At 65.5% G+C, this 26,044-nt stretch carries 26 protein-coding genes; 11 read left to right on the top strand and 15 right to left on the bottom strand.

What is annotated here, in order from left to right:
• Nucleotides 1-14 precede the first annotated feature (14 nt).
• Genes deoC through xapA form a run of 3 tightly spaced genes read right to left on the bottom strand, consistent with a single transcriptional unit; the run spans nucleotide 15 to nucleotide 3,031 of the window.
• Nucleotides 15-971: a deoxyribose-phosphate aldolase gene (gene deoC / locus H162_RS0100600; protein WP_020651499.1), complete on the bottom strand. Its 957-nt coding sequence runs from the start codon at nucleotides 969-971 to the stop codon at nucleotides 15-17.
• Nucleotides 968-2,161, bottom strand: coding sequence for a phosphopentomutase (locus H162_RS0100595; protein WP_020651498.1), 1,194 nt, complete (start codon nucleotides 2,159-2,161; stop codon nucleotides 968-970). The genes deoC and H162_RS0100595 overlap by 4 nt, the downstream gene beginning before the upstream one ends.
• A gap of 30 nt (nucleotides 2,162-2,191) precedes the next feature.
• Entirely contained in the window at nucleotides 2,192-3,031 is an 840-nt protein-coding gene (gene xapA, locus H162_RS0100590; protein ID WP_020651497.1) for a xanthosine phosphorylase, read from the bottom strand.
• 251 nt (nucleotides 3,032-3,282) lie between these two features.
• Here xapA and H162_RS0100585 point away from each other — a divergent pair, with 251 nt between their 5' ends.
• From H162_RS0100585 to H162_RS0100570, 4 genes are all read left to right on the top strand, one after another.
• Nucleotides 3,283-4,392, top strand: a complete 1,110-nt coding sequence (locus H162_RS0100585; RefSeq protein WP_020651496.1) for a carbohydrate kinase — start codon at nucleotides 3,283-3,285, stop codon at nucleotides 4,390-4,392.
• Nucleotides 4,393-4,394: 2 nt separating this feature from the next.
• Nucleotides 4,395-5,315 (top strand): pseudouridine-5'-phosphate glycosidase, encoded by a 921-nt coding sequence (locus H162_RS0100580; protein ID WP_020651495.1) that lies wholly within the window; start codon nucleotides 4,395-4,397, stop codon nucleotides 5,313-5,315.
• Nucleotides 5,316-5,335: 20 nt separating this feature from the next.
• The gene (locus H162_RS0100575) at nucleotides 5,336-6,244 is read left to right on the top strand and encodes a LysR family transcriptional regulator (RefSeq protein WP_020651494.1); all 909 of its coding nucleotides are present in this window, start codon (nucleotides 5,336-5,338) and stop codon (nucleotides 6,242-6,244) included.
• A 185-nt stretch (nucleotides 6,245-6,429) separates the two neighbouring features.
• Entirely contained in the window at nucleotides 6,430-6,852 is a 423-nt protein-coding gene (locus H162_RS0100570; protein WP_229451874.1) for a response regulator, read from the top strand.
• Between the two features lie 27 nt (nucleotides 6,853-6,879).
• On the opposite strand, the gene H162_RS32450 is transcribed toward H162_RS0100570, so the two are convergent.
• The 5 genes from H162_RS32450 to H162_RS33795 all read right to left on the bottom strand — a co-directional run bounded on the left by H162_RS32450 (nucleotide 6,880) and on the right by H162_RS33795 (nucleotide 11,667).
• Complete coding sequence (locus tag H162_RS32450; protein ID WP_020651492.1) at nucleotides 6,880-8,163, bottom strand: phenylacetate--CoA ligase family protein; 1,284 nt, start codon at nucleotides 8,161-8,163, stop codon at nucleotides 6,880-6,882.
• A 213-nt stretch (nucleotides 8,164-8,376) separates the two neighbouring features.
• A complete protein-coding gene (locus H162_RS0100560) occupies nucleotides 8,377-9,597 on the bottom strand; it encodes a c-type cytochrome (RefSeq protein ID WP_020651491.1) in 1,221 nt (406 codons plus the stop codon).
• Between the two features lie 197 nt (nucleotides 9,598-9,794).
• Nucleotides 9,795-10,658 (bottom strand): CPBP family intramembrane glutamic endopeptidase, encoded by an 864-nt coding sequence (locus H162_RS0100555; RefSeq protein ID WP_020651490.1) that lies wholly within the window; start codon nucleotides 10,656-10,658, stop codon nucleotides 9,795-9,797.
• Between the two features lie 282 nt (nucleotides 10,659-10,940).
• Nucleotides 10,941-11,297 (bottom strand): translation initiation factor Sui1, encoded by a 357-nt coding sequence (locus H162_RS0100545; protein WP_020651488.1) that lies wholly within the window; start codon nucleotides 11,295-11,297, stop codon nucleotides 10,941-10,943.
• Nucleotides 11,298-11,367: 70 nt separating this feature from the next.
• Nucleotides 11,368-11,667, bottom strand: a complete 300-nt coding sequence (locus H162_RS33795) for a hypothetical protein (RefSeq protein WP_156885407.1) — start codon at nucleotides 11,665-11,667, stop codon at nucleotides 11,368-11,370.
• A gap of 453 nt (nucleotides 11,668-12,120) precedes the next feature.
• Here H162_RS33795 and H162_RS0100540 point away from each other — a divergent pair, with 453 nt between their 5' ends.
• Nucleotides 12,121-13,653, top strand: a complete 1,533-nt coding sequence (locus H162_RS0100540; protein ID WP_084676887.1) for a right-handed parallel beta-helix repeat-containing protein — start codon at nucleotides 12,121-12,123, stop codon at nucleotides 13,651-13,653.
• A 40-nt stretch (nucleotides 13,654-13,693) separates the two neighbouring features.
• On the opposite strand, the gene udk is transcribed toward H162_RS0100540, so the two are convergent.
• The 5 genes from udk to H162_RS0100515 form a co-directional block, all read right to left on the bottom strand.
• Nucleotides 13,694-14,335, bottom strand: coding sequence for a uridine kinase (udk, locus tag H162_RS0100535; protein ID WP_026354071.1), 642 nt, complete (start codon nucleotides 14,333-14,335; stop codon nucleotides 13,694-13,696).
• A gap of 185 nt (nucleotides 14,336-14,520) precedes the next feature.
• Entirely contained in the window at nucleotides 14,521-15,168 is a 648-nt protein-coding gene (gene pcp, locus H162_RS0100530) for a pyroglutamyl-peptidase I (protein WP_020651485.1), read from the bottom strand.
• The gene (locus tag H162_RS0100525; RefSeq protein WP_020651484.1) at nucleotides 15,165-16,121 is read right to left on the bottom strand and encodes a DUF979 domain-containing protein; all 957 of its coding nucleotides are present in this window, start codon (nucleotides 16,119-16,121) and stop codon (nucleotides 15,165-15,167) included. Before H162_RS0100525 ends, pcp begins: the two co-directional genes overlap by 4 nt.
• Nucleotides 16,118-16,810, bottom strand: a complete 693-nt coding sequence (locus H162_RS0100520) for a DUF969 domain-containing protein (protein WP_020651483.1) — start codon at nucleotides 16,808-16,810, stop codon at nucleotides 16,118-16,120. Before H162_RS0100520 ends, H162_RS0100525 begins: the two co-directional genes overlap by 4 nt.
• A gap of 73 nt (nucleotides 16,811-16,883) precedes the next feature.
• Nucleotides 16,884-17,186: a YciI-like protein gene (locus tag H162_RS0100515; protein ID WP_020651482.1), complete on the bottom strand. Its 303-nt coding sequence runs from the start codon at nucleotides 17,184-17,186 to the stop codon at nucleotides 16,884-16,886.
• Nucleotides 17,187-17,318: 132 nt separating this feature from the next.
• Between H162_RS0100515 and H162_RS0100510 the strand changes: the two genes are divergently transcribed.
• The 6 genes from H162_RS0100510 (at nucleotide 17,319) to H162_RS0100485 (ending at nucleotide 23,939) form a co-directional block, all read left to right on the top strand.
• Complete coding sequence (locus H162_RS0100510) at nucleotides 17,319-17,858, top strand: DUF2231 domain-containing protein (protein WP_020651481.1); 540 nt, start codon at nucleotides 17,319-17,321, stop codon at nucleotides 17,856-17,858.
• Between the two features lie 145 nt (nucleotides 17,859-18,003).
• Entirely contained in the window at nucleotides 18,004-18,888 is an 885-nt protein-coding gene (locus H162_RS29815; protein WP_051109848.1) for an alpha/beta hydrolase, read from the top strand.
• Nucleotides 18,889-19,252: 364 nt separating this feature from the next.
• A complete protein-coding gene (locus H162_RS0100500) occupies nucleotides 19,253-20,263 on the top strand; it encodes a BMP family lipoprotein (protein WP_020651479.1) in 1,011 nt (336 codons plus the stop codon).
• Nucleotides 20,264-20,353: 90 nt separating this feature from the next.
• Nucleotides 20,354-21,883 (top strand): ABC transporter ATP-binding protein, encoded by a 1,530-nt coding sequence (locus tag H162_RS0100495; RefSeq protein WP_020651478.1) that lies wholly within the window; start codon nucleotides 20,354-20,356, stop codon nucleotides 21,881-21,883.
• A gap of 4 nt (nucleotides 21,884-21,887) precedes the next feature.
• On the top strand, nucleotides 21,888-22,970 hold the full coding sequence (locus H162_RS0100490; protein WP_020651477.1) for an ABC transporter permease: 1,083 nt from the start codon (nucleotides 21,888-21,890) through the stop codon (nucleotides 22,968-22,970).
• Between the two features lie 3 nt (nucleotides 22,971-22,973).
• Nucleotides 22,974-23,939: an ABC transporter permease gene (locus H162_RS0100485; protein WP_020651476.1), complete on the top strand. Its 966-nt coding sequence runs from the start codon at nucleotides 22,974-22,976 to the stop codon at nucleotides 23,937-23,939.
• A 60-nt stretch (nucleotides 23,940-23,999) separates the two neighbouring features.
• Here H162_RS0100485 and H162_RS0100480 read toward each other — a convergent pair whose 3' ends face one another.
• Together H162_RS0100480 and H162_RS0100475 are read right to left on the bottom strand one after the other, a co-directional pair.
• Entirely contained in the window at nucleotides 24,000-24,860 is an 861-nt protein-coding gene (locus tag H162_RS0100480; RefSeq protein ID WP_020651475.1) for a MipA/OmpV family protein, read from the bottom strand.
• A 104-nt stretch (nucleotides 24,861-24,964) separates the two neighbouring features.
• Entirely contained in the window at nucleotides 24,965-26,017 is a 1,053-nt protein-coding gene (locus H162_RS0100475; protein ID WP_020651474.1) for a S1/P1 nuclease, read from the bottom strand.
• Nucleotides 26,018-26,044 lie beyond the last annotated feature (27 nt).

Below are 26,044 nucleotides of genomic sequence, written 5' to 3'. Positions count from 1 at the left end.
GAATCCGTTGGAGTTTAAGGTTGCGCGTGGCGGTGGGCGGCCGAGTAGTTGCCCGTCACGTAGTGCTCGAGCTGCCGTTCGATGTCGGTCAGCAGGCTCGATGCGCCGATGCGGAACAGGTGCGGCTGCAGCCATTCATTGCCCAGCTCTTCCTTCATCACGGTCAGGTACTGCAGCGCCGACTTGGCGGTCGAGACGCCGCCGGCCGGCTTGTAGCCGACCATGAAGCCGGTCTGCTCGTAGTAGTCGCGGATCGCGCGCACCATCACCAGCGACACCGGGATGGTGGCGTTGACGCCTTCCTTGCCGGTCGAGGTCTTGATGAAATCGGCGCCGGCCATCATGCACACCCACGAGGCCTTGGCCACGTTTTCCAGGGTGACCAGGTCGCCGGTCGCGAGGATCGCCTTCACGTGCGCTTCGCCGCAAGCCTGGCGGTAAGCCACCATCTCGTCGTACAGCGCCTGCCAGTTGCCGGTCAGGACGTGCTGGCGGGTGATCACGATGTCGATCTCGGTCGCGCCGGCGGCCACCGACAGCTCGATCTCGCGCAGCTTGGTTTCCAGGCTGGACAGGCCGGCCGGGAACGCGGTCGACACCGCGGCGATCGGCAGGCGGCCTTCCAGGATGCGGACGGCCGGCTGGATCATTTCATGGTACACGCAGACCGCGCCGGTGGTCAGGCGCTCCAGGCCCAGGGCCTGCATCAGGTCGGTGCGCAGCGGGCGCATCGCCTTCATGCACAGGCGCTCGACGCGGCCCGGGGTGTCGTCGCCCGACAGCGTGGTCAGGTCCATGCATTCGATCGCGCGGACCAGCCAGGCGGCCTGGTATTCTTTCTTGACCGTGCGGCGGTTGGCCAGGCTGGCGGCGCGGCGGTCGGCCGCATTGCGGTTGACCTTGATGCCGTTGACCAGGCCCAGGTCCAGGCCGACGGCGGTATTACGTTTGAAATCCAGGGGCTGGGTCATAGCAGTGCGGTTCCGTTCGAAAGTGGTTTGACGCCAAGGTGCTTGGCCAGGGTGGCGCCGATGTCGGAGAAAGTATCCGCAACCGGCAGTTCGCGCGGGGCGACGCCCGGGCCGAAGAAAATCATCGGGATGTGCTCGCGGGTGTGGTCCGAGCCGGGCGCGGTCGGGTCGCAGCCATGGTCGGCGGTGATCACGACCAGGTCGCCTTCCTTGAGCCTGGCCATGAATTCCGGCATGCGCGCGTCCAGTTCGTGCAGCGCGTTCGAATAGCCGGCGACATCGCGGCGGTGGCCGAAGTGCATGTCGAAGTCGACGAAGTTCACGAAGGTGAGCGACTTGTCGCCCGCTTCGTCCGCCACCTCGAGCAGGCGGTCGAACAGGGCCATGTTGTCCGGCCCCTTGACCAGGCGCGTCACGCCCTGGGCCGCGAAGATGTCGCTGATCTTGCCCAGCGCGATGACTTCGCCGCCGTCGTTCTTCACGTGGTCCAGCAGGGTCGGCGCGGTCGGCGGCACGGCGTAGTCGTGGCGGTTCGCGGTGCGCTTGTAGTCGCCGTTCGCACCACGGAACGGACGGGCGATCACGCGGCCGATGTTGTACGGCTTGACCAGCTCGTAGGCGGCTTCGCACACCTGGTACAGGCGCTCCAGGCCGAAATGCTCTTCGTGCGCGGCGATCTGCAGCACCGAGTCGGCCGAGGTATACAGGATCGGCTTGCCGCTGGCGACATGCTCGTCGCCCAGTTCGTTGATGATGGTGGTGCCGGAAGCGTGACAGTTGCCGAGCCAGCCGGCCACGCCGGTGATCTCCTGCAGCCTGTCGGTCAGCTCTTTCGGGAACGAGGGCACGGTCTTCGGGAAGTAGCCCCAGTCGAACAGCACCGGCACGCCGGCGATTTCCCAGTGGCCGCTCTGGGTGTCCTTGCCGGTCGACTGCTCGCGCGCGACGCCCCAGGCGCCGGTGAAGCCGTCGCGCAGCCCGAAGCCGGCGGCCCATTCGCCGCTGGCCTTGTGCGCCGCGGCCGCCAGGCCCAGGCGCTCGAGGTTCGGCAGCGACATCGGCTTGCCTTCCCTGGCGGCCCACTCGGCGATGTGGCCGAAGGTGTTGGCGCCCGTGTCGCCGTATTTGTCGGCATCGGGCAGCGCGCCCAGGCCGAACGAGTCAAGCAGGAGGATGAATGCGCGTGACATGATATCGCTCGCTCTCTATGGATAAAGGGTTCAGGCTGCGCGCGGGGTCGCGCCCAGGCGCTCGACGAAGGAGTGGATCAGGGTGACCATGTCCTTGGCCGCCACGGCGGCGTACTTCAGGGTCTGCTCGTGCGACAGCGCGAACGGGCTCAGGCCTTCGGCCAGGTTGGTGATGGCCGAGACGGCGGCCACTTTCAGGCCGCAATGGCGGGCGGCGATCACTTCCGGGATCAGCGACATGCCGACCACGTCGGCGCCCAGGGTCTTGAAGGCGCGGATTTCGGCGACCGTCTCGAAGTGCGGGCCGGCCGCGGCCAGGTACACGCCTTCGTGCAGGGTGATGCCCTTCTCCTGTGCGGTCAGCTTGACCAGTTCGCGGATTTCCGCATCGTAGGCGTTGGCCATGCTGAAGAAGCGCGGACCGAAGCGCTCGTCGTTCGGGCCGGCCATCGGGCTGCCCGGCAGGAAGTTGATGTGGTCGGTCAGGGCCACCAGGCTGCCGGCGTCGGCCTCGACGCGCAGCGAACCGGCGGCGTTGGTGACGAACAGCAGTTCGGCGCCGATCAGCTTCAGGGTGCGGATGGCCGAGGTCATCACGCCCGGGCCATAGCCTTCGTAGAAGTGGCCGCGGCCCTTCATGCAGGCGACCGGCACGCCGGCCAGGGTGCCGAGCACCAGTTCGCCCGCGTGGCCGTGCACGGTGCTGATCGGGAAGCCCGGCAGGTCGGCGTAGCTGATCGCCACCGCGTCCGCCATCTGCTCGGCCAGCACGCCCAGGCCCGAACCGAGGATCAGCGCCACGCGCGGCGTAAAGCCCGGCTTGCGGGCACGGATGATGTCGGCGGCTTCGAATGGGGTATTGCTGGACATGGATCTTCCTTGTGTGTGCTGGTCGGGGGGCGTTCGGAGAGGCTGGTGGCGCTGCCGCAGCAGGTGCGGAGATGGTCAGCCGAATAGTATTACTATGCATGAAGCCCGATATGTATGGCAAATACCATTTTTCTTCCCGATTTATATCATTACCGGATAAATAAGCGGATCCAGTGCTACCATGCAGACGACTGGTTGACACCGGAAAAACATTTGTCTAGTATTGATAAACATTTGTTTGAGACACGACCGTGAGCGACCTGCCCAAAAAAGAACAGTTATATGAACTGATCCGTGCCAATCCCTTCATTTCACAGCAGGATCTGGCCACGCAACTGGGCTTGTCGCGTTCCGCGGTCGCCAACTACATCGCCACCCTGGTGCGCGAGCGCCGCATCCTCGGCCGCGCCTACGTGCTGCCGGACCACCGGCCGATCCTGTGCATCGGCGCCGCCAACCTGGACCGCAAGCTGCGCTCGCTCGGCAAGCTTACTCTCGGCACCTCGAATCCGGCGCGCCAGGACGAATCCTTCGGCGGCGTGGCGCGCAACATCGCCGAGAACCTGGCCCGCCTAGGCGCGCCGGTATCCCTGATCACGGCGGTCGGCGGCGACGCCTCCGGACGCGCCCTGCTCGCCCATGCGGAAGGCGTCGGCATCGACACCCGCGGCACGCTGCGCCTCGACGGCGCCAGCAGCGGCACCTACACCGCCGTGCTGGACACCGATGGCGAGATGGCGGTCGCGCTGGCCGACATGGCGATCAACGAAGCGCTCACCCCCGACTTCCTGGTGGCGCGCCAGCAGCAGCGCGCCGGCGCCTCGCTGATCGTGGCCGACCTGAACCTGCCGTACGACACCATCGCCGCCCTGCTCGAGGATGCCGTGCGCGACGGCGTCGACATGGCCGTGGTCGCGGTCTCCGAACCGAAGATGGCGCGCCTGCCGCGCAAGCTGTCCGGCCTGCGCCTCCTGATCCTGAATGCCGGCGAACTGGCGGCCCGGGTCGGCCGTCCCCTGCTGGACGATGCCGATATCGCCGCCGCCTGCCTTGCAGTCCAGCGCGAAGGCGTGCAGGACGTGGTCGTCACGCGCGGCGCCGGCGGCGTGATGTTCACCAGCCCGGACGGCATGGCGCGCCTCGACGCGCCGCCGGTCCGGGTGGTCGACGTCACCGGCGCCGGCGACGCCTTCGCGGCCGCCGTGTGCTGGTCGCTGCACGGCGGGGATCCCGACCTGGCACTGGCCTGCGGCCGCGGACTGCAGTTGTCCGCCATGACCCTCGAGTGCGAGCAGACCGTGTCGCCGCTGCTCGACCCCGGCCGCCTCCAGGCTCCTTTCCACGAACCTTCCCAGGACTGACCATGCAATCCTTCCTCCTGTTTTCGCCCGAAGTGGCGGCCGCGCGCGCCGCCGGCAAGCCGATCGTCGCCCTGGAATCGACCATCATCTCGCACGGCATGCCGTACCCGCAGAACGTGCACACCGCGCGCGAAGTCGAGCAGGTGATCCGCGACGCCGGCGCGGTGCCGGCCACCATCGCCATCATCAAGGGCAAGATCTGCGTCGGCCTGTCGGAAGACCAGCTCGAGCTGCTCGGCTCCTCGCCCGACGCCATCAAGGTGAGCCGGCGCGACCTCGCCTATGTGCTGTCGCAGGGCCGCCTGGGCGCGACCACGGTGGCCGCGACCATGATCTGCGCGCAGCTGGCCGGCATCGAGGTCTTCGTCACCGGCGGCATCGGCGGCGTGCACCGCGGCGCCGAGACCAGCTTCGACATCTCGGCCGACCTGCAGGAACTGGCCCGGACCAACGTGGCGGTGGTGTGCGCGGGCGTGAAGTCGATCCTCGACATCGGCCTGACGCTCGAATACCTGGAAACCCATGGCGTGCCGGTGCTGAGCGTGGGCCAGCCCGACTTCCCGGCCTTCTTCACGCGCGACAGCGGCTTCAGGGCCGACTTCCAGATCGACGCGCCGGAGGAGCAGGCGGCCTTCATCCGCACCAAGTGGCAGCTCGGCCTGCGGGGCGGCGTGGTGGTCGGCAATCCGGTGCCGCTCGACGCGGCGATGGAGCCCTACGAGATCGACGGCATCATCGCCCAGGCGCTGGGCGAGGCCGGCCAGCAGGGCGTCAAGGGCAAGGCGGTCACGCCCTTCCTGCTGGGCCGCATCAAGGAACTGACCGGCGGGCGCAGCTTGAGCACCAACATCGCGCTGGTGAAGCACAATGCGCTGGTCGGCGCGCGCCTCGCGGTCGCCCTGCACCCTGCTCCCGCAGCCTGACCCCATTGACGCGCACGCCCATGTCGATCGACCTGAAACAGCTGAAATACTTCCTCGCGGTGGCCGAAGAAAAGAGCTTCAGCCGCGCCGCCGAACGCCTGCACATCTCGCAGCCGCCGCTGAGCCAGCAGATCATGAAGCTGGAGAGCGAGCTGGGGGTGCGCCTGTTCACCCGCACCACGCGCAGCTTCGAACTGACGGTGGCCGGCAAGGCGCTGATGGTCGAGGCGGCCGAACTGCTGGCGAAGATGCGCATGACCATCGACACCATCCGCCAGATCGACCGCGGCGAAGTCGGCCGGCTGCGGGTGGGCATCGTCGGTTCGGCCATGTGGGGACCGATCCCCAGCCTGCTGGAGCAGTTCCAGAGCCAGTTCCCGCGCGTGACCTGGACCATCCACGAGATGGGGCCGAACGACCAGTGGGAAGCGCTGCGCAACCGGCAGATCGATATCGGCTTCTGGCGCGAGCCGCGCATCGAGCAGGATGTGCTCAGGCAGGCCAGCCTGCACCAGGAACTGTGCTTCCGCGAGAACGTGTGCGTGGCGGTGAACGAGCAGCATCCGCTGGCGGCGCACGAAGACATCGAGCTGCTTGATATCGCCGGCGAGCCGATGCTGACCCTGCACCTGGACCAGTCGGCCGAGCCGCGCTACCTGATCCAGTGCTGCGTCAACGCCGGCTTCCAGCCGACCATCTTCCAGGAAGCGGCCGAGCCGCAAACCCTGCTGGCCATGGTCGGCGCCGGGCTGGGCGTGGCCCTGATGCCGGAAACCACCAGCCGCATCGGCTGGCCGGGCGTGCGCTTCCTGCCGATCCGCACCAATGCGCCGTCCGCCAACCTGTACATCAGCTATCCGGTGCAGGACGACGCCCCGGTGGTGCGCGCCTTCCTGAACATCCTGTCGCCGGACGAGAAGCAGGCCTGAGGCGCTGCGCGCTGCGCCTCACACCGGTCAGGTGCCGGCAGGCAATCGTGTGCGGCCGCTGTCCCGCTTGGCCCATACTGGGGCCGAGGCCTGCCTGAGCGGGCCGGCTTCGGCGGACTTCATCGAAACACGGATACCCATTGTCAAGAATCATGTTGCAGCACGCTCCCTCCAGGCCCTGTTTCGTGACGGAGCCGCCCAGGCGCCGTGACCGGAGCCAGTTGCCGGCGTCGCCGGACCAGGACGAATCCACCGGAGCATCGCTGGCCAAGGTGCTGGTCGTCGACGACGAGCAGGACCTGGCGGAACTGGCGGAGGCGCTGCTGCGCAACCAGGGACTCGAGGTGGTGGTCGCGTATTCGGGAGCGGAGGCGCTCGCGCTGCTCGAGCGCCACGACGATATCGATGCCGTGTTCTCCGACATCATGATGCCCAGCATGAACGGCTTGCAGCTGGCCGATACGGTCACCGAGCGCTATCCCTGGATCAAGGTGGTCCTGACGTCCGGCTTCACGGTGCCGGCGCTGCTGGCCAACCGCGACCGCAACTATCTGTTCGTGGGCAAGCCGTACAAGATCGCGACGGTGATGCATCTGCTGCGTAGCTGAGCAGGCGCGCGCTGCGCCTGTCCTGCCTCAATGCGGGCTCTCGGCGGCAGCCGTGTGCTGCGCCGTTTCGTTGACGACCCAGCGGAACTTCCCGGCCGCCGTGTCGGGCAATTCGGTTGCCAGAACCACCTTGACGTCGACATGGGGATCGACCAGGGTGTGAATGTTGTCAACCAGCTTGTTCTGGTCGGCTGCCGAGAATTCGGGGAAAGGCACCAGCCGCACTTCCCAGCGCGCCGGACCGACCTGGGCAACCTGCGAGCGCCGGATATGCTCGACCCCCTTGAAGGCGAAGGTCAGCACGGACGGGCTCACGACGGCGGCATTGCTGCCGGTGATGCTGTCTTCGTACTTGCCGGTGACGCTCTCGATCATGGGAAAGCTGCGCCCGCAGGCACAGCGTCCCGGCTTCCAGCGGGTGCGGTCGCTCAGGCGATAGCGTACCAGCGGCATCGCCTGGTTATGGAAGGTCGTGCCGACCACATAACCGTAGTCATCGGTCCGCCTGCCCTGCTCGTCGACGATCTCGACGTACGAATAATCGGGATTGATGTGCATCTCTCCATGTTCGCACTGGGTCGCGAACGCAACCCGTTCGGCCATGCCGTACATGTCCATGATCCTGAGACCCAGGCGCTCCAGGATCAGCTCGCGCTGGTGGGGATACAGCGGCTCGGAAGCGGTGAAGACATGGGGAATGCGCAGTTGCCGCTTGCTGCGCGCAAGATAGGTGGCCAGCGTAAACGCCGTCGACGGATAAGCCTGCATGATCGGCGGCGACAGCGATTCCAGGCGGTCGATGATGGCGCCGACGTGGGCGCTGGTCAGATGACGCGAGGACAGCAGCAATTGCTGGTTATACCGGTTCCAGAACCAGAATGGCGGTTCCTTGCGCTCCAGGCCGACGACCATGTCGCCCCTGAGCGTCGCCCGTGGCATGCCATCCTCGTAGCCCGCCCAGGTCCAGTGGCGCTTCACGAACGCGTTCTCGAGCAGCAGCGATTCGATACTGCGATAGATGACGAGCGGCGTTCCCGTCGTGCCGCTGGTCTTGCCGGCGGCTTCCCAGGGCCGCCGGGCGCCTCCGTGCGGGTACAGGGTGGCGGGATTGGCCAGCAGCGTTTCCTTGGTAATGATGGGAAACAAGGTGTGCAGCACGTCCCGCGCTTCGTCCACGGAGAACGCCGGCGAGATGTGGGAATAGAACGGCAAACGCGCGATCGCGGTTTGCAGGGTTTTATGCAGGTAGCGCGCCTGCATGCGGTCCAGCTGTTCGCTGTCGAGTTGTTCGTTGCGCCGCAGCTTACGCAAGGAGGACTGGCATAACCAGTTGTCGCGAAGCAGCGCACGGGTAGCAAACCGCAATTCGTTCGTCAGTTGCGACGTCATCCCTCGTTCCCTCCGCCATGCAGGATTGTGGCCGTGGACATCTAATGGGCAAGGACAGTCGAGACGACTCTATAACAAAAATACAAGTAACAGCGCACGGGTCCGCCTGGGGTGGCAGGCCCGGCCTGGTGTGCGCTACAGCGATTTGAGGTACTGCGCCAGGTCCGCGACCTCCTGCGGGCTCAGGCCCAGGGCCTTGCGCTCGTTATAGGTCTTCACCACATCCTCCGGCGTCGCCGCCGTCCCGTTGTGGAAGTACGGCGGGTGCTGCCACAGCCCGCGCAGCGGCGCCGTGCGGTATTTTTTGGTCGCGCTGCGCGACGCATAGCTGGGCGCGCCGCCCGGTTCCGGTTCGCTCACCACTTCCGACACCTCGTGCAGGCGCTCGTTGGCGTCGGTGAACTTCGGTCCGCTGTGGCAGCTCAGGCAGGTGCCCTTGCCGTTGAACAGCAGGCGGCCGCGCGCGGCGGCCACCGCATCGAAGCTGCCCGCCGGCGGCGGCGGGGCGTCGAGCGAGAGCTGGTAGGCGCGCAGCGCCGGCAGCAGCGGTTCCACCCGGTTGACCGCGCCATTGGTGATGTCCACGCCGATACGCGGGTCGGCGAAGTGCCCGAGCCCACCCATCTGGGTCACGGCGACGTAGCGGTTCCAGTAACTGACATCGTCGCCGTCGCCGGTGAAGGTAATGCTGCGCAAGTCCTTCAGGCCGTAGGCCGGCGGGATCGTCACCGGGCCATTCTTTCCGTCGATGCTGAAGCGCGGGTCGTACTTGCCCGGTCCCCAGGAGTTGTAGACGGCCTTCTGCGCGGCGCTCAGCGCGGGCGAGAGCGCGATGATCGCACCCGGGTTCAGGTCGCGGTTCGGCCAGCCGTCCAGGCGCTTGCCGATGCCCTTGGCGAACGAATCGTCGACGGTCGAATGGCACAGCGCGCAGGTGGTGCCGACGCGCCTGAGCACATCCCTGCCGGCCACCGTTTCCACCTGCCCGGCCAGGCCGACCACGGCATTGAGCTTGAGCAGGGTGACGGTCGTCTGCGGATTTTTCAGGTCGACGCTGCCGTCCTTGATGCCCTGCTGGACGGCCGGCGGCAACGCGTCGACGTCGACCTTCAGGCCGACGGCAAGCGCGGTGGTCGGGTCGACCGCTGACGCGATCGTTTCATGCAGGCGCAAGGTGTCGGTCCATTTGACCTCGTCGCCAAAGGTTTCGAAGCGGAACACCTGCTTGCCCTGGGCGACGAGCTTCGCATCGGCATCCGCTCGCGGCCGGTCGTCGTCATCGTCGTCGCCGCCGCAGGCGGCCAGCAGCGCAAGGGAAACGAGGACTGCCGGCTTGCAAAAATGTCGTATCAGCATGGTGGTCTCCTGGGCGGCGTCTGCAACTGCATGTGCGACATTAGATGCGGCGCGCGCTCGCGCCGTTCCCGCGGGGGCGACACGAGCGTTTGCCACACTCGCATGGCGCAGCAGATATGAAGAAGCCCCCAGGGAGAGAACGCCCATGCGCTACGACTTCCCTGCCGCCCGCACGCTAGCGCGCGGGCATCGTCACGTCACAAGGCGCGTGGATAGGTGAACCAGGCGAAGTGAATGACGTTCAGCAGCACGTGGGCCAGGATCGCCGCCTCGATCGAGCGGGTGCGCGCATAGACGACGCCATACCCTGCCCCGGCCAGCGTCGCCAGCAGGAACAGCGTGACGCCGCCGCCCAGGTGGGCGAGGCCGAACAGCAGGCTGCTGAGCGCGACCGCGCACGCGGCGCCGGCCTTGTGGCCCGCCCAGGCACGCTGCAGGCGCTCCTGCAGCACGCCACGGAAGAACACCTCTTCGGCGACACAGACGAACAGCAGGTTGACCAGTCCGAACTGCAGGACCAGCTGCCAGTCGTTCGGATCGAAGGCGATATAGCCGAGCGCCAGGCCGATGCCCAGCACCGCGGCCGCCGTCAGCAGACCGCCGGCCAGGCCCGCGCCCAGCGCCCGGCGCCAGCCGTCGCCATCGACGACGCGCGTGCACAGCAGGCCAAGCAGGACGAGCCCCGCCGCCGCCTTGTCGAAGTTCAGGTACATGGTGAACGGCGGCGCGTTCGTGCTCACGACCAGCTGATCGAACAGCTTGGGATTATGAAAGCCCGGCACCGCATGCAGGGCGAGGGCCAGTATCACCAGCATGGCGGCCGCCAGCAGCAGCACGCGCGGCACCTTGCCCGCGGCGCGCTCGGCGCCGACGGCAAGCGCCGCCAGCAGCGCCAGCGCCACCAGCGCCGGCGCACTCAGGAAGCCCTGGACCAGACCCGCCACGACCGCGGCGCCGAGCAGCGCCTGCCATGCAGCAAATGAAAATGTGGCGCCGACGCGCAATGGCGGCAGCCATGCGACGGCAATGGCTGCGAACAGCAGCCCGAACGTGAACAGCACTTCTACTTCTCCTTGGCTGGCAGCGCGGCGCTCAGCATTGGCCGCACTGTATTTACGCGAGACAATATCGTATGAGCTTGGAGTTAAGCAAGATGTACTGCTCAGCCATGAATGAGGGGCAAGGGTGATCCATGCCGCGGCGGGGCTTCACCGCAACGATGAGGCCTTCATCGAGGGACAACGCCAGGGTTGCGCCCGACAAAAAGAGCGCCTTCGAACCCGACACCCAGGCCTGCACTGGACTGCTTCTGGCCGTATGCAGGCATTCGGCGTTTCAACGCTTCAGCCACCAGCACGCTTCGGATGGTGGCCATGCTTTCTGAGGGTGTCCATGACCAGCTCGCAGTGGTCGCCCTGCACTTCGATCACGCCATCCTTCACGGTTCCGCCCGAGCCGCATGCCGTCCGCAACTGCTTGCCCAGTAGCGCCAGTGCGGTGGCATCGAGCGCGAGCCCCTTGATGAGCGTCACACTCTTGCCGCCCCGGCCCTTCGTCTGGCGCGACACGCGCACCACACCATCGCCCGTAGCGAGGGCCTTGGCCTTGCACATGCATTCCGGGAGGGGCCGCCGGCATTCCGGGCACATGCGCCCGCCATCGGTGGAATAGACCAGGCCGCTGTTCGAACTACTCTTCATGTCTTGTTCAAGGATGTTTGCCGTGTGAAGCACGCGAGTGTAGCAGCACCTGGCCGTGCTTCAAACATGCCTAGCGTCCCACCCCGATGCCAATGCCCACGCCGGAACCGCTGCCCCAGCCGCTCCTTCCCCAGCTGCCAAAAATGGACGTCGATACGCCACTGCGCTTGCTGTCGTTCTTCGCGGCTAACTGAACAACACAGTTCCGCCAAGGGTCTGAATTCGCCGGATAGCCCAGCTGAACGCAGGCTGGCCCGAATTCGGCCATCATGCGATTCATCTCAGCTTGTTGCTTTAGTGCTTGTTCTTGAGGAGTCGTACACCCGAGCAAGCAAAATACGCTCGCTGCCGACAAAATCAAAGCGCGCATGGCGGTTCTCCTTTAACCAAAAGATCGAACTCAATTCAAGCTCGAGGGCGATGGAACGATCATACCTCTCAATTGAGCCCGCCAACTTGGCTTGGCCGCGCTACGTAGCCTGACTACGGCAGTACGTTCAACTCTTTCAATCGCTCGAAGCTGTTGCGGTCACGGGTCACAAGGAACATGTCTGGTGCGCCTGCGCCGTGTAGCGGCTGAGTCTTCCTGTCGACCAGCGCGGCACATCATGTCGACCTACTTGATGGTGGGAATTGGCATTGCCACAACTCAGCCTGGCGGCAGTTCTCTTGTTTTGACAAAGAGTCGTTGCCGCATCGCGAGCACAAAGCTTAGCATGTCCAGGCGTACAGAACACTGTAGCCAGTACGGTCGAGCGCAGAACGGCCGGCAACCGGCTGAAGGGACTGGCGCCATGTTTGTCAGATCTTGATTGGAACAGTCATGACCAAGAGAAGAGACTTCCTTCGGATTGCCTCCAGCGTGGGCGTCTCCGCGTGCGCGGGGACAGTGCTTCCCAGGTTCGCAATGGCCCAAACCGGACGCAACGCGAATGTGCATTACATCGATCCAACTGTCACCGGTCCGGGTAACGGAACGCTTGCCAGCCCTTTCCGCTCATGGGCCAGCGTTTCCTGGGCGCCTGGCCATACCTACCTGCAGAAACGAGGCACGACGTATTCGGGTGTCTTCCAGGTGTCGGCAAGCGGCACTGCGTCCCAGCGCATCACGATTGGCGCTTATTATCGATCCAACGGCAGCGACGATGCTTCACGGCCCAAACCGGTCATCATCCTGCCGGGGGCGCCCACCACGCCGGCCGACGGCGCCTCGATCGCGGCGTATAAACAGGAGCGCGATTTCGTCACCTACCGCAACCTGGACATCCGGAATAGCGCCTTGCCGGAAGACAGCGACGTGGCGATCATTTGGCTGGGCAATAACTGCGTTTTCGAAAATAACAACGTGACGTCGAATTGTGCCGGCGTGTATATCTTCGAAAAAAACCACGTGACCGTCTCCGGCTGTGTGCTCGACGTCATCAGCAACGGCCCCACGCATGGCAACCAGGGGATCCTGGTGGCAGCGAACGCCAGTATCGACGACATCCGCCTGCTCACCAATACTGTCCGCCACCGCGGCGGCGGCACGGTGGCATCGCATGGCATCCGCTGTGAAACGTACGACAGCGCCGCCTTCCTCAAGCGTCTTGTGATTCGCGGGAACCGCGTTTCTCCGCCACCCGGTGTCGATTACAACCCGAACCGCAGAGCGATCGGCATCTACCTTGTCCGGGGGGACGCTGCCACGCTGGACAAGAATACCGTGACCGGTATGCTGACCGGCATCTTCATCAACAGTGGAGATCGCAGCTACGTGGGCAACAATAACTGCAGCAAGAATATGAATTTCGGAATTCATATCACTGGCGTTGCCAGGTCTTACATCATTGAGCGCAACGTCTGCAATTCCAATGGCGGGACATTGGCCAGCACCTATTACGGCCGGGGTATCGAGCTATCGTCGGCGGCCGGACAGGGCGCCGTAGCCGGACATACGATCCGCTACAATACCTGCAGGTTCAACTATAACTACGGCGGTCCGCGGGACAACGGTTCGGAAGGCGTCGGCATCGGTGTGGACGATGGGACCAGCAAGTGCTCGGTCTACGGCAACGTTATCTCGAACAATGAAGGGAGCGGTATCCAGGTGTATGGCGGCGGCGTCCCCGCCACGTGGCCCGACACAGGCGGCCACAAGATCGATTCCAACAAAATGGATTCAAACTGCACCTTTTCCGTCCTGAACCGGCGCAGCGGAGGGAAAACACCCAGCCCATTCCAGGCGCATATCTCGCTGACTTACGTTTACGGCAGTCCCACCATTATTTCCAACAACACCTTCTCGGGAAGCACCCTCATGGGGATCTACACGGACGGCACGGACGCGAACATCACTATCGTCGGCCAGGCCTGAGTACTCGCCCAGACATTCGCGAGAATTTCAGGCGCTAAGATCAGGGCCGCTTCAACTGGCCGATGACGCTCGCTACCTTGGTGGTAATGACATCGACTGCCGGGCCATTCGCGCCGTGAGGCAAAATGACATCGGCGTGGCGCTTGCTTGGCTCGATGAATTGCTTGTGCATCGGCCGTACCGTTTCCAGGTACTGGTCGACGATGCTCTCCAGCGAGCGGCCGCGTTCGGTAATATCCCTTTGCATGCGGCGGATGAAGCGGACGTCGGGGGCGGTGTCGACAAAGATCTTCAGCGACATCATGTTGCGCAAGTCCGCGTCATACAAGGCAAACAGGCCTTCGATCACGATGACCGGGGCCGGTTTGACTGGAATGGTCTTGTTGGAGCGGTTGTCGATCGTGAAATCGTACTCCGGCATCTCGATCGCTTCGCCATTGCGCAAGGTCTGGACGTGCCGTACCAGCAGTGGCCAGTCGAAGGCCTGCGGATGGTCGTAGTTCTGCTTGCGGCGGACTTCAGGCGGGAGATCGGACTGGTCGCAGTAGTAATCGTCCTGCATCACGACCGAGACCATATCAGCGCCAAACGACGCTCGCACTTGCTGGGACACCGTTGACTTGCCACTGCCGCTTCCGCCCGCGACACCAATGACAAATGGAAGGAAAGAAATCTCATTCATCCCAGAATGATACCGGAGCGGCGACCGAACCGACAGGGGCCTGTCGCTCCAACCAGAAGTTCGGCAATCCCATGAGGCCTGCCTGAGGATTGCCCCTGAACGGATGCTCCTGGCCGCTTGCGGAGCTTTGTTCACAGTGACATCGATCGACGATAACACCTCGCTTCTGCCGGCGAGCATGCGTATCAGTGCGTCGCCCCGCCCGTTTCGGCAATGTCACGCTCGACCGCCAGCGACACCTCCACCGCCGTCCTGATGCCCGCAACGATGTCGTCCAGCGCCATCGACGGCGGATTCTCGGGACGCCCCTCGGCCTGCTCCGGCAGGAAGGGAACGTGGATGAAGCCGGCCTTCAGCTCCCGTCCCGCCACGTGGTGCATCAGGCCATAGAACACGTGGTTGCAGACGAAGGTGCCGGCCGTCTGCGACACGCCCGCCACCAGCCCCCGTTCGCGCAGCGCATGCACGATGGCCTTGATCGGCAGGGTCGAGAAATAGGCCGCCGGTCCGCCGGCCACGATGGGCTGGTCGACCGGCTGCAGGCCGCCGTTGTCGAGGATGGACGCATCGTCGACATTGATCGCGATCCGCTCCACCGAGATGTCGGGGCGCCCGCCCGCCTGCCCCACCGCGATCACCAGGTCGGGGTATAGCTCGTCCACTGCGCGCGCGATGGCGTCGATGGCCTGCCCGAATACGCACGGCAGCTGGCGCACCTCCACCCGGAAATTCGCACCTTGCCAGCCGTCGAGCGCGCGCACGGCCTCCCAGGCCGGGTTGACGGTCGCCTTGTTGAACGGCTCGAAGCCGGTGAGCAGCACAGTCTTGATCATTGGTTCATCAGGAAGTAGAGCAGGAAGATGTTCGCGACCAGCAGCGGCAGCGCGGTCGGCACCTGGGCGCGGATCACGGCGTTCTTGTCGGGCAGGTCGAGCAGCGCCGCCGGCACGATGTTGAAGTTGGCCGCCATCGGCGTCATCAATGTACCGCAATACGCGCTGAACATGCCGATCGCCGCCATCACGGCCGGATTGGCGCCGTACACGCCGACCAGCACCGGAATGCCGACGCCGCCCGCCATCACGGGAAACGCCGCGAAGCCGTTGCCCATCACGATGGTGAACAGCGCCATGCCGAGGCAGAACACCGCCACCGCGATGAAGCGCGAATCCATGCCGATATAGGAGGTGGTGACGTGGGCCACCGCCTTGCCCACGCCGGCCTCGGTGAACAGCAGTCCCAGCACGGCCAGCATGTGCGGCAGCACCACGGCCCAGCTGATCGCATCGATCAGGCGGCGCGCCTCGCGCACGCCCTGCAGCGGCGTGGCGCGCGTCAGCCAGCAGGCCGCGCCCAGGGCGATGACGGCGGCGCAGCCCAGGCTCACCAGGGTCAGGTGCTTCGGATCGAGCAGCGGCAGGCCGCCCACCTGCACGTCCTTCAGCAGGGTCGCGCCGATCACGGTCACGATGGGCAGCAGCAGCGCGGGCAGGAACAGGCGGTTGCCGAGGCGCGCGGCGCTGGCGCGGCGCGCTTCCTCGGGCAGCGTGGACGGCTTGCCGCCATGGGCGCCGCCGAAGCCCGCGACCAGGGCCATCAGGATCATCAGGGCGCCGACCGCCGCCGCCGGCATGCGTTCGCCAGCCAGGTACAGCAGCGCATACAGTCCCCAGAACAGCGCCGTGCTGAAGCGGCGCGGGTTGCTGCGGTCCAGCAGGTTCATCACGGCCACCGCGCCCAGCAGCAGGCCGACCAGCACGTAGAAATGTTCGAGCGCGATGGTCATGCCTTGCCCATTTCACGAACGATGTGGGCGTCCAGGCGGCGCAGGTTCCAGGCATGGATGATGAAGGCCGTGATCGCGGTCGGGATGCCCCACAGCGCCATGTGCAGCGGATCGACGGCGATGCCCTCGGCCTGCAGGATGGTCTGCATCAGCACGATGGCGCCGAAGGCGACGAAGATGTCCTCGCCGAAGAACAGGCCGACGTTGTCGGTGGCGGCGGCCATCGCGCGGATGCGGTGGCGCAGGGCTTCGGGCAGCGGTCCGAACTTCGCTTCGGCGGCCGCTTCGGCCATCGGCGCCACCAGCGGGCGCACCATCGAGGCCTGGCCGCCCAAACTCGTCAGGCCGGCGGCGGCCGAGGTTTCGCGCGCGAACAGGTAGACGATCAGGAGGCGGCCGGCGGTGGCCGAATGCACCCTGGCGATCGCGGCCTGGGCGCGCTCGCGCAGGCCATGGCGTTCGAGCAGGCCGATGGCGGCCAGGGGCAGCAGCAGGATCAGCGGCAGGTTGCGGGTCTTGACGAAGGCATTGCCGAGCGACTCGAGGATGGCCATGACCGGCATGGCGGCGGCGGCGCCGGTGACGCCGCAGGCCGCGACGACCACCAGCACCGGGTTGGCGCGCAGCAGGAAGCCCGCGATGATGACCGCTACGCCGAGCAGCGGCCACAGGTTGACGGCAGATTGCATGAACTCTCCGGCTATTTATTGTTTTGAAAGCCGGGCAATATTACCTGATGTCCAGGGCCCTTCCTGCAGAGAATCAGGCGGGGCGGACCGGGGTGGCGGCCTGCTCGCCGACCACGGTGTTCCATTGGCGCACGTGGAAGGCGCGCACCAGGCCGTGGGTCACGTAGGGATCCCTGGCGGCGAACAGCTGGACCGGTTCGGGGGTGTCGCACTGGAAGATCAGGACGGCCTGGTCGACCGGTTCGGCCAGGGCGCCGGCCAGCAGCAGCTCGCCGCGTTCATGGGCTTCCCAGGCCAGCTTCAGGTGGGCGTCGCGGAATTCGCCGCGGCGTTCGAGGTAGTCGGGGGCGAGGTCGTACGTCAGGACGTAGTGCACGTGGGGACTCCAGTGGTTGTCGGTCAGAAAACAGAAATGGTACCGGAATACGCGGCATCCCCATACCCAAGCGTGCGATCCCCTCTCCCCTCCTATGCCACACTGGACTCCACACGAGCCCAGGAGAACCCCATGCCCAAGTCAAGCCTCGCAGGCCATCCCCTGCACCCGATGCTGGTCGTCGCGCCCGCCGCGCTGATTCCGTTCGCCTTCATCCTCGACGCCCTGCACCGCTCCACCGACAACGACGACTACGCCAACGCCGCCTACTACAGCCTGACCGGCGGCCTGGTGGGCGGCATCGCGGCCGGGGTCGCGGGCGCGATGGATTACCTCACCATCGACCAGGACACCGAGGTCAAGCGCACCGCCAACGTGCACGCGATCCTGAATGGCGCGGCGCTGGCGGCCACCGCCGCCAATGTCCTGATGCGCAAGGATAATCGCCGCCACACCGGCGGCTCGTTCGCGCTGTCGGCCCTCGCCGCGGCCGGCGTGATCGTGTCCGGCTGGTTCGGCGGACGCATGGTCTACGAACTGGGCATGCGCGTCGAAGGCGTCGACCCCACCGCCGGCAAACCCGCGCTGGGCGCGCCGGGCGACGAGCGCATCGACCACAGCTTCATGGACGTCGAAAAATACGCCGCCGCCGCGAATCCCGCACCCCACTGACCTGTCCCCTGCGCGATGGAAGCGGGTTTCCGTCGCGCCAGCTTTTGTAGTATTAACGCAACCATTTCCTTGCTCCTGGAATGTGCATGGCACAGTGCGGTCTGGCGCACAGAACAAGGCTCGGCGGCGGGCGTAGACTGGTGCCATGTACACACCAAAGAAAATGGCTGCGGGAATAACAGGTGTCGCCAGCGTGCTCTGGCTGGGCTTGACTGCTGCCGTGGCGGCCAGCCAGCGCCGCCTGGTGTTCAATCCGACCATCGAGCGTGAAGTCCAGAGTCCGCGCAGCAGCGGCCACCGCACCCGCCAGGTGGTGCTGCGCTCCAGGGACGGCACCCGCCTGTGCGGCTGGCTGATGACGCCGCAGACACAGGGGCCGCATCCGGCGGTGCTGTACTTCGGCGGCCGTTCCGAGGAAGTGTCCTGGGTCGTGCGCGACGCCGGCAAGCTGTTCCCCAACATGACCGTGCTGGCCATGAATTACCGCGGCTATGGCGACTCGCACGGCGATCCGGCCGAGATCCACATGATCGAAGATGGCTGCGCCCTGTTCGACTGGCTGTCCAAGCGCGGCCAGGTCGACGCCCGGCGCATCGCCGTGGTCGGCCGCAGCCTGGGTTCGGGCGTCGCGGTGCAGATCGCGAAGGAACGGCCGGTCCATTCCGTGGCCCTGATCACGCCCTACGATTCGATCCTGGCCATCGCCAAGCGCAAGTTCCGCGCGATGCCGATCGAATACCTGCTGCGCCACCGTTTCGAGTCGATCAAGTATGCCCCGTCGCTCAAGGCGCCCACCTACGTGCTGCGCGCCGCCCAGGACGACGTGGTGCCCCACTCCCACACCGACCAGCTCGTGGCAAAGCTGGCCAACCTCGTGGCGGACGAGGTCGTCCCCGGTTCCGACCACATGAACATCCCTTACCTGGAAGCGACCCAGGCGCTGATCGCGAGTTTCCTCACCCGCCAGTTCAGCCAGCCGATCACGCCCGCGGCCTTGCCGCCGGTCCAGGTCGAAGAAAATAATTGTTGAATGTTGTCGGCAGTTATATTTCTTCCGAATAAATTGGCAAGTAAAATCGTATTTGTCATCAATATGTCGATTGATGCATATTTGATAGGCTAAGCTGCGTAGGTCCAGGTATGGCGAATCACGCGCGGCATCGCGGCCGATCCACCCGAAGAACCGCCTGTTGTGGGCATGCTACAAGGCAAGGCTTCTAGCGGGAAAAATCATGGCCCCGATACAAATTGAAACCCCACGAGTGCCCTTGGACTGACACAATCGCGCAGCGCGATGTCCGGTCCGCATGCACCCGTGGATGATTGCAGCTTGCGCTGCCCGTCCAGCGGTAAGGTTGCGCCGGGTACAATATCGCTATTCCAGGAGCTAATTCATGAAATTCAAGCAACTCAGCATGACGATTGCGGCACTATCCGTCGCCGGAACCGCCATGGCAGCCGCCCCTACGCCGGGCGCACCCAAGCTCGGCATGGTCTACGACGCCGGCGGCAAGTTCGACAAATCGTTCAACCAGTCGGCATTCGAAGGCCTGCAGCGCTTCTCGAAAGAAACCGGCATCAAGGTCTTCGAAGCCCAGGCCAGCAGCGATACCCAGGCCGAGCAGGTGATGCGCGGCCTCGCGCGCAAGAAGCTCGACCTGATCGCCGCCATCGGCTTCTCGCAGACCCAGGCGGTCCAGAAGGTTGCGAAGGAATTCCCGAACGTGCGCTTCGTGCTGATCGACAGCATCGCGCCGGGTAACAACATCAACTCGGTGATGTTCAAGGAGCAGGAAGGCTCCTACCTGGTCGGCGTCGCCGCCGCCATGGCATCGAAGTCGAAGAAGCTGGGCTTCGTCGGCGGCATGGACATCCCCCTGATCCGCGCGTTCGCCTGCGGCTACGCGCAGGGCGCCAAGGCCCAGTATCCGAAGATCGAGATCGTCCAGAACATGGTCGGCACCACCGCCGCCGCCTGGAACGACCCGGCCAAGGGCGGCGAGCTGGCGCGCGCCCAGTTCGACCGCGGCGCCGACGTGGTGTTCGCGGTGGCCGGCGGCAGCGGCATGGGTTCGCTGCAGATGGCCAAGGAAAAAGGCAAGCTGGCGATCGGCGTCGACTCGAACCAGAACTACCTGCACCCGGGCACGATGCTGACCTCGATGGTCAAGCGCGTGGACGTGGCCGTGTACGACTCGTTCATGGCGCAGAAGAACGGCACCTGGAAGGCCGGCGTCACCTACAAGGGCCTGAAGGAAGGCGGCGTGGACTGGGTCCTGGACAAGGACAACCGCAAGCTCGTCTCGCCCGAGATGGAAAAGCGCGTCAACGCTGTCCGCACCGACATCATCAACGGCAAGATCAAGGTCATCGACTACCGCGCCGGCAGCAGCTGCCCGGTCTGATTTTCCATTCCCCATTCAAAAGCGCGCCGCGCCGGAGCTCCCGGCCCGGCGCGTTTTTAAATAAATGCACACTACTTAAAACTGATCGCAATGCAGCCAGCCGTAGAATTTCGCAACATAAGCAAGGTCTTCGGGCCGGTGCAGGCGAACGCTGACGTCAGCTTCTCGATCGCCAAGGGCTCGATCCACGGCGTGATCGGCGAGAATGGCGCGGGCAAGTCCACCCTGATGAGCATCCTGTACGGCTACTACAATGCCGACAGCGGCCAGCTCCTGATCGATGGCGTGGAGCAGAACATCCGCACCAGCCACGAAGCGATCGCGCTCGGCATCGGCATGGTGCACCAGCACTTCATGCTGGTCGAGAACATGACGGTGCTGGACAATGTCATGCTCGGCGCCGAAGGCGGATTCAAGCTGGCGGCCAGGCGCGCCGAGACCGAGGCCGCACTGCGCGAGATCTGCGCCAGGTACCGCCTCGACGTCGATCCGCTGGCCACCATCCACGACCTGTCGGTGGGCGCGCAGCAGCGCGTCGAGATCCTCAAGCAGATCTACCGCAGCGCCAACATCCTGATCCTGGACGAGCCGACCGCCGTCCTGACCGCCCAGGAAACCGCGTCGCTGTTCGAGATCCTGCGGCTGTTCAAGGAACAGGGCAAGACCATCATCCTGATCACCCACAAGCTGCAGGAGATCATGGACATTACCGACCAGGTGACGGTGATGCGCGCCGGCCGCGTGGCGGGCGCCGTGACCACCTTGCAGACCTCGAAGGAACAGCTGGCCAACATGATGGTCGGCCGCCCGATCGAGGGCAACCTGCCGCGCGCGCCCTACAACCCGGGCCAGCCGGTGCTGCAGGTCTCGAACCTGCAACTGGAAGACGCGAACAAGGTCAAGCTGCTGGCCGACATCGACCTCACCGTGCGCGCCGGCGAAATCGTCGCCATCGCGGGCGTGTCGGGCAACGGCCAGAGCGAACTGATGGAAATCCTGTCGGGCATGCGCCTGCCGACTTCCGGCAAGGTGGAACTCGAAGGCAGGGAGCTGCCCTTCGGACGCCGCGCCAACGCCGACGGCCTGCCGGCCGCCTTCCGCGACCTCGGCATCGGCCACGTGCCGGAAGACCGCCTGCGCGACGGCGTGATCAAGGATTTCTCGGTCATGCAGAACACCGTGTTCGGCTACCAGAACCGCGTCAGGAACCGCTGGGGCCTGTTCGACTTCGACGCCATCGCCAAGCGCTGCGCCCACCTGCTGGAAGCCTTCGACGTGCGCCCGAAGGACCCGAACGTGCGTATCGGCCTGCTTTCCGGCGGCAACCAGCAGAAGGTCGTGATCGCGCGCGAAGTGTCGGCCAGCCCCAAGCTGCTGCTGGTCGGCCAGCCGACCCGCGGCGTCGACATCGGCACCATCGAGAGCATCCACACCCAGCTGCTGCGCCTGCGCGACGAAGGCGTGGCGATCCTGCTGGTGTCGGTGGAACTCGAGGAAGTGCGCGCGCTGGCCGACCGCATCGTGGTGATGTCCGGCGGCCGCGTCACGGGCGAACTGAAGATTGACGAATTCGATACCACCCGCATCGGCCTCCTGATGGGCGGGATGCATAGGTCGTGAAGACATGAAAACCACTGAACTCCCACGCTGGGCCTCGGGCTTCGTCCTGCCGGTCCTGAACCTCGTGTCCGCCCTGCTGGTGGCGGCACTGGTGATCCACCTGCTGGGCGAGAGCCCGGTCGAGTCGCTGCAGATCCTGGTCAACAGCGCCGTCATCAATCCGGAAGGCCTGAGCTACACCCTGTTCTACGCCTCCACCTTCGTGTTCACCGGCCTGGCGGTCTCGGTGGCGATGAAGGCCGGCCTGTTCAACATCGGCGCCGAAGGCCAGATGTACCTGGGCGGCCTGGGCCTGACCCTGGCCATGCTGGCGTGCGACGCCACCCTGTCGCCCTGGCTGCTGATCCCGCTCGGCATGATCTTCAGCGCGCTGTTCGGCGCCGGCTGGGCCTTCCTGCCCGGCTTCCTGCAGGCCAAGCGCGGCAGCCACGTGGTGGTCACGACCATCATGTTCAACTTCATCGCCGCCAACCTGATGAACTTCATCATCGTGCGCTACATGATCCCGGAAGGCGACCAGAACCCGGCCAGCCGCGTGTTCTCGTCCGCGGCCGAGATGCCGCGCCTGGCCGAATGGCTGCCGGCCCTGGGCGACACCCCGCTGAACATCTCCTTCCTGCTGGCGATCGTGGCGCTGGCGATCTACGGCGTGATGATCTCGCGCTCGTCGTGGGGCTACCAGCTGCAGGCGACCGGCCTGAACGCGCACGCGGCCCACTATGCCGGCGTGCGCATCAGCCGCACCATCATCGTCACGATGCTGATCTCGGGCGCCCTGGCCGGCCTGGCCGCGGTCAACTCGATCATGGGCTCGACCCATTACCTGAGCCTGAACTTCCCGGCCGGCGCCGGCTTCATCGGCATCGCGATCGCGCTGATGGGCCGCCAGCATCCGGTCGGGATCTTCCTGTCGGCGGTGCTGTTCGGCGCGCTGATCCAGGGCGGCTTCGACCTGTCGCTGGAAAAGCCGAACATTCCGCAAGAAACCTTCATTTTCATCCAGGGTCTGATCATCCTGTTCTGCGGCGCGATGGAGCACCTGTACGCGCCGGCGGTCCTGAAACTGATCAACGCACGCAAGGGATAAGCCATGGAAGACTTCCAGTTCGCCAGTATCGTCGTCTCGACGATCCGCAATGCGCCAGTCCTGATTTTCGCGGCGCTGGCCGGCCTGTTCGCCGAACGCAGCGGCGTGGTCGACCTCGGCCTCGAGGGCAAGATCCTGGCCTCGGCCTTCGTCTCGGCCGCCGTCGCCTACGCCTACCAGGACCCGTGGCTGGGCGTGGGCGCCGGCATCCTCGCCTCGGTCGCGCTCGCGATGGTGCAGGCCGTCGTCTCGATCACCCAGAAGGGCAACCAGCTGGTGGCGGGCATCGCGATCAACATCGCGATGAGCGGCCTGACCTTCGTGGTGGCCCAGTACTTCTTCCAGCAGGGCGGCCGCACGCCGGACCTGGGCGAAGCGCGCCTGACCGACATCGTGCTGCCGGGGACTGCCGCGCTGGCCGACATTCCGGTGCTCGGCTGGCTGTATGGCCACGTGATCGGCGGCCATTCGGTGCTGGTCTACCTCGCCTTCCTGCTGCTGCCGGTGGTGCACTGGGTGCTCTACCACAGCCGCTTCGGCCTGCGCCTGCGCGCCTGCGGGGAAAACCCGCACGCGGCCGATGCGGCCGGCGTGTCGGTGGAACGCACCCGCTACACCGCGATGCTGATCGCCGGCGTGCTGTGCTCGTTCTCGGGGGCCTACCTGGCGATCGTCCAGAGCGGCTTCTTCCTGCGCGACATGTCTGCCGGCGCCGGCTACCTGGCGCTGACGGCGCTGGTGTTCGGTAACTGGCGTCCGCTGCACACGGTGCTCGGCTGCCTGATGTTCGGCTTCTTCGGTGCGCTGCAGATCCAGATCGAAGGCGTCGACCTGCCGGTGGTGGGACGGATTCCGGGCTCGCTGATCCAGATGATCCCGTATGTCGTGACCGTGATCGTGCTGGCGGGCCTGATGGCCAAGTCGGTGGCGCCGAAGGCGCTGGGACGGCCGTTCGTCAAGTCGCGCTGATACCGGCCGTGCAAACCCGGGTTCTCGCCACGGCGGGACCCGGTTTTTTTTCCTCCGTCCTCAGAAGGTAGTCGGATCGACCGTTTCCCCGCCGGCGGCCCTGCGGCTCGAGCGCTTCCAGGTCCACGCCAGCCCGACTCCTCCCGACACGCCCGTGTCCTTCAAGTGCAGCGGACTATCCCGGTTCGCCGCGCCCTTGTAGCTCTCGAAGCGCAGGAACCCGAACACCCGCAAATCCGGGTTGATCCTGCGCGTCCCGAACACCCCGAGCCGCACCAGCATCAGCCCCGAATCCGCACTGAAGGCCGGCCGCGCGGCGGTCGCGAACTGCGGCGCCACGTCATAGAAATAGCGGTGGATCTTCCGGTCCCCCACCACCGCGCTGAGCTGGCCCTGGAAGGTCCAGGCGCCGCCCTCGCCCGCGCGTTCGTAGACCAGGCGCGGCTCGAAGGTCCAACCCTGGCGCCGCAGCCCTCCCCGGGCCTCGATCACCGCGCGCAGCGGCAATTCCGCGCGCAGGCGGCTGCTGCGGTCGAGGTCGGCGAGCTTGACCTTCAGGCGTGGGCCGAATTCGAACAGGGTGCCGAGATCGGGCATGCCGGCGCGGGCATCGACGTCGTCCGAGTCGGAAGGCAGCGAACCGGCCAGGCCGACGTCGAATTCGACCCGTTCGGTGCGCAACAGGCGCGCGCCGATGCCGCCCTGGTCGGCACGCAGGATTTCACCGCGGTAGAGAATGAACGGCAGGACCAGGCCGCGCGAGGAATGGTCGTCGGCGCCGGGGTAGGCAGGGGTGGAAATGCCCGCGGCGCCGATGCCGATTTCCCACAGGGGAAGACTGCGTTCGTCGCCGGATTGGGCGCCGGCGACCAGGGGCAGGCTCAGGGAGGCGGCCAGGGTGGCCTTGAGCAAGGTGTTCATGGTGCCTCGGACTGGTTCATGGGAATGAACCGGATTCTATCCAAGACGGTGTGGCGGGAGCGCCGGGCAGGCGGACGGCGAAGCCGCCCACCTGTTTTCTTTCATTACGGCCAGATCGCCGCCAGCATCGCCGCCAGGTTATACCCGCCCTTGATCAGCTGCGTCTTCGCAATTGCCGAGCTCGGCACCGGATAATTGGCCGGCACTTCCAGCGCGAAGGTGTAATAGGTCTCGCCCTTCTTGCTCACCTGCGGCGTCAGCTTGCCCGGCACCACGTCGGCATACGCCAGCTTGGACACCACCAGCGCGTCATCCGCCCACTGGTAGGGCCAGGTCATCACGTCGCCCTGGGCCCTTGCCACGTGCGGCTTGCTGTCGAGCGCGGCCTGCGCGAACTGTTCCGGGGTCCTGGCCTGGATGCGGCGGAACGCGTAGTCGACCGTGGTGCTGTCCCAGTACGAGTGGAAGGGCTTGGTCAGCGACTTCGGCACGCCTTCCTTCACCGGTACCGGATCGCCCGGCGGGATCAGGCCGGCCGCCAGCTCGAGGAGCTTCTGGTCGTCCAGCAGCAGGTTGTTGCCGCCGCGCGAATCGAAGATGGTGGCCTCGTCGACTTCCGCATGCGTCTTCGGCACCACGAACTTGCCGTCCTTGCTCACGAAGGCCGCGCCCACGTGCAGCGGCTGGTGGATGTCGCCGGCGAAGTGGGTCAGCAGGATCAGCGCCTGGCGCTTGGTGAACTTGTGCGGGTTCAGCGCCGGATCGGTCTTGCCCTGCAGGACGGCGATGCACTGCTTCAGGGTCTGCACGATGTCGACATCAAACGTACCCACGCCGTGGTCGTGGTAGCGGTCGAGCTGGAACGGCACGTCGGTGTAGTGGTACTCGCCGTGGCGCGGATTGCCGGCCACGTAGTCGATCATTTCCTGGGTCTGCGGGCCGCAATAGGTGCCCTTCACGCAGTCGGCCCAGTTGGCGATCGACGCCAGCGTTTCGCCCGGCTGCAGCAAGGCCGCGATCTGCTTCTGCGCGTTGCTGCCCTTGAGCAGCTTGTCGGCGATCGCGCCCACGGCGCGGTGGCCGTCGCGGCCCCAGGCCATCGCGTCGAAGGAGGCGAACGCGCCCGCCAGCGCGAGTACACAGGCTAGTTTTTTCATGAATCTTCCTTGATGGGTCGGTGCTGC

The sequence above is a fragment of the Massilia niastensis DSM 21313 genome (assembly GCF_000382345.1).
Taxonomy (GTDB): Bacteria; Pseudomonadota; Gammaproteobacteria; order Burkholderiales; family Burkholderiaceae_D; genus Telluria; species Telluria niastensis.
The sequence above is the reverse complement of the archived record's forward strand: the minus strand, read 5'-3'. Positions and strand labels throughout refer to the sequence as shown.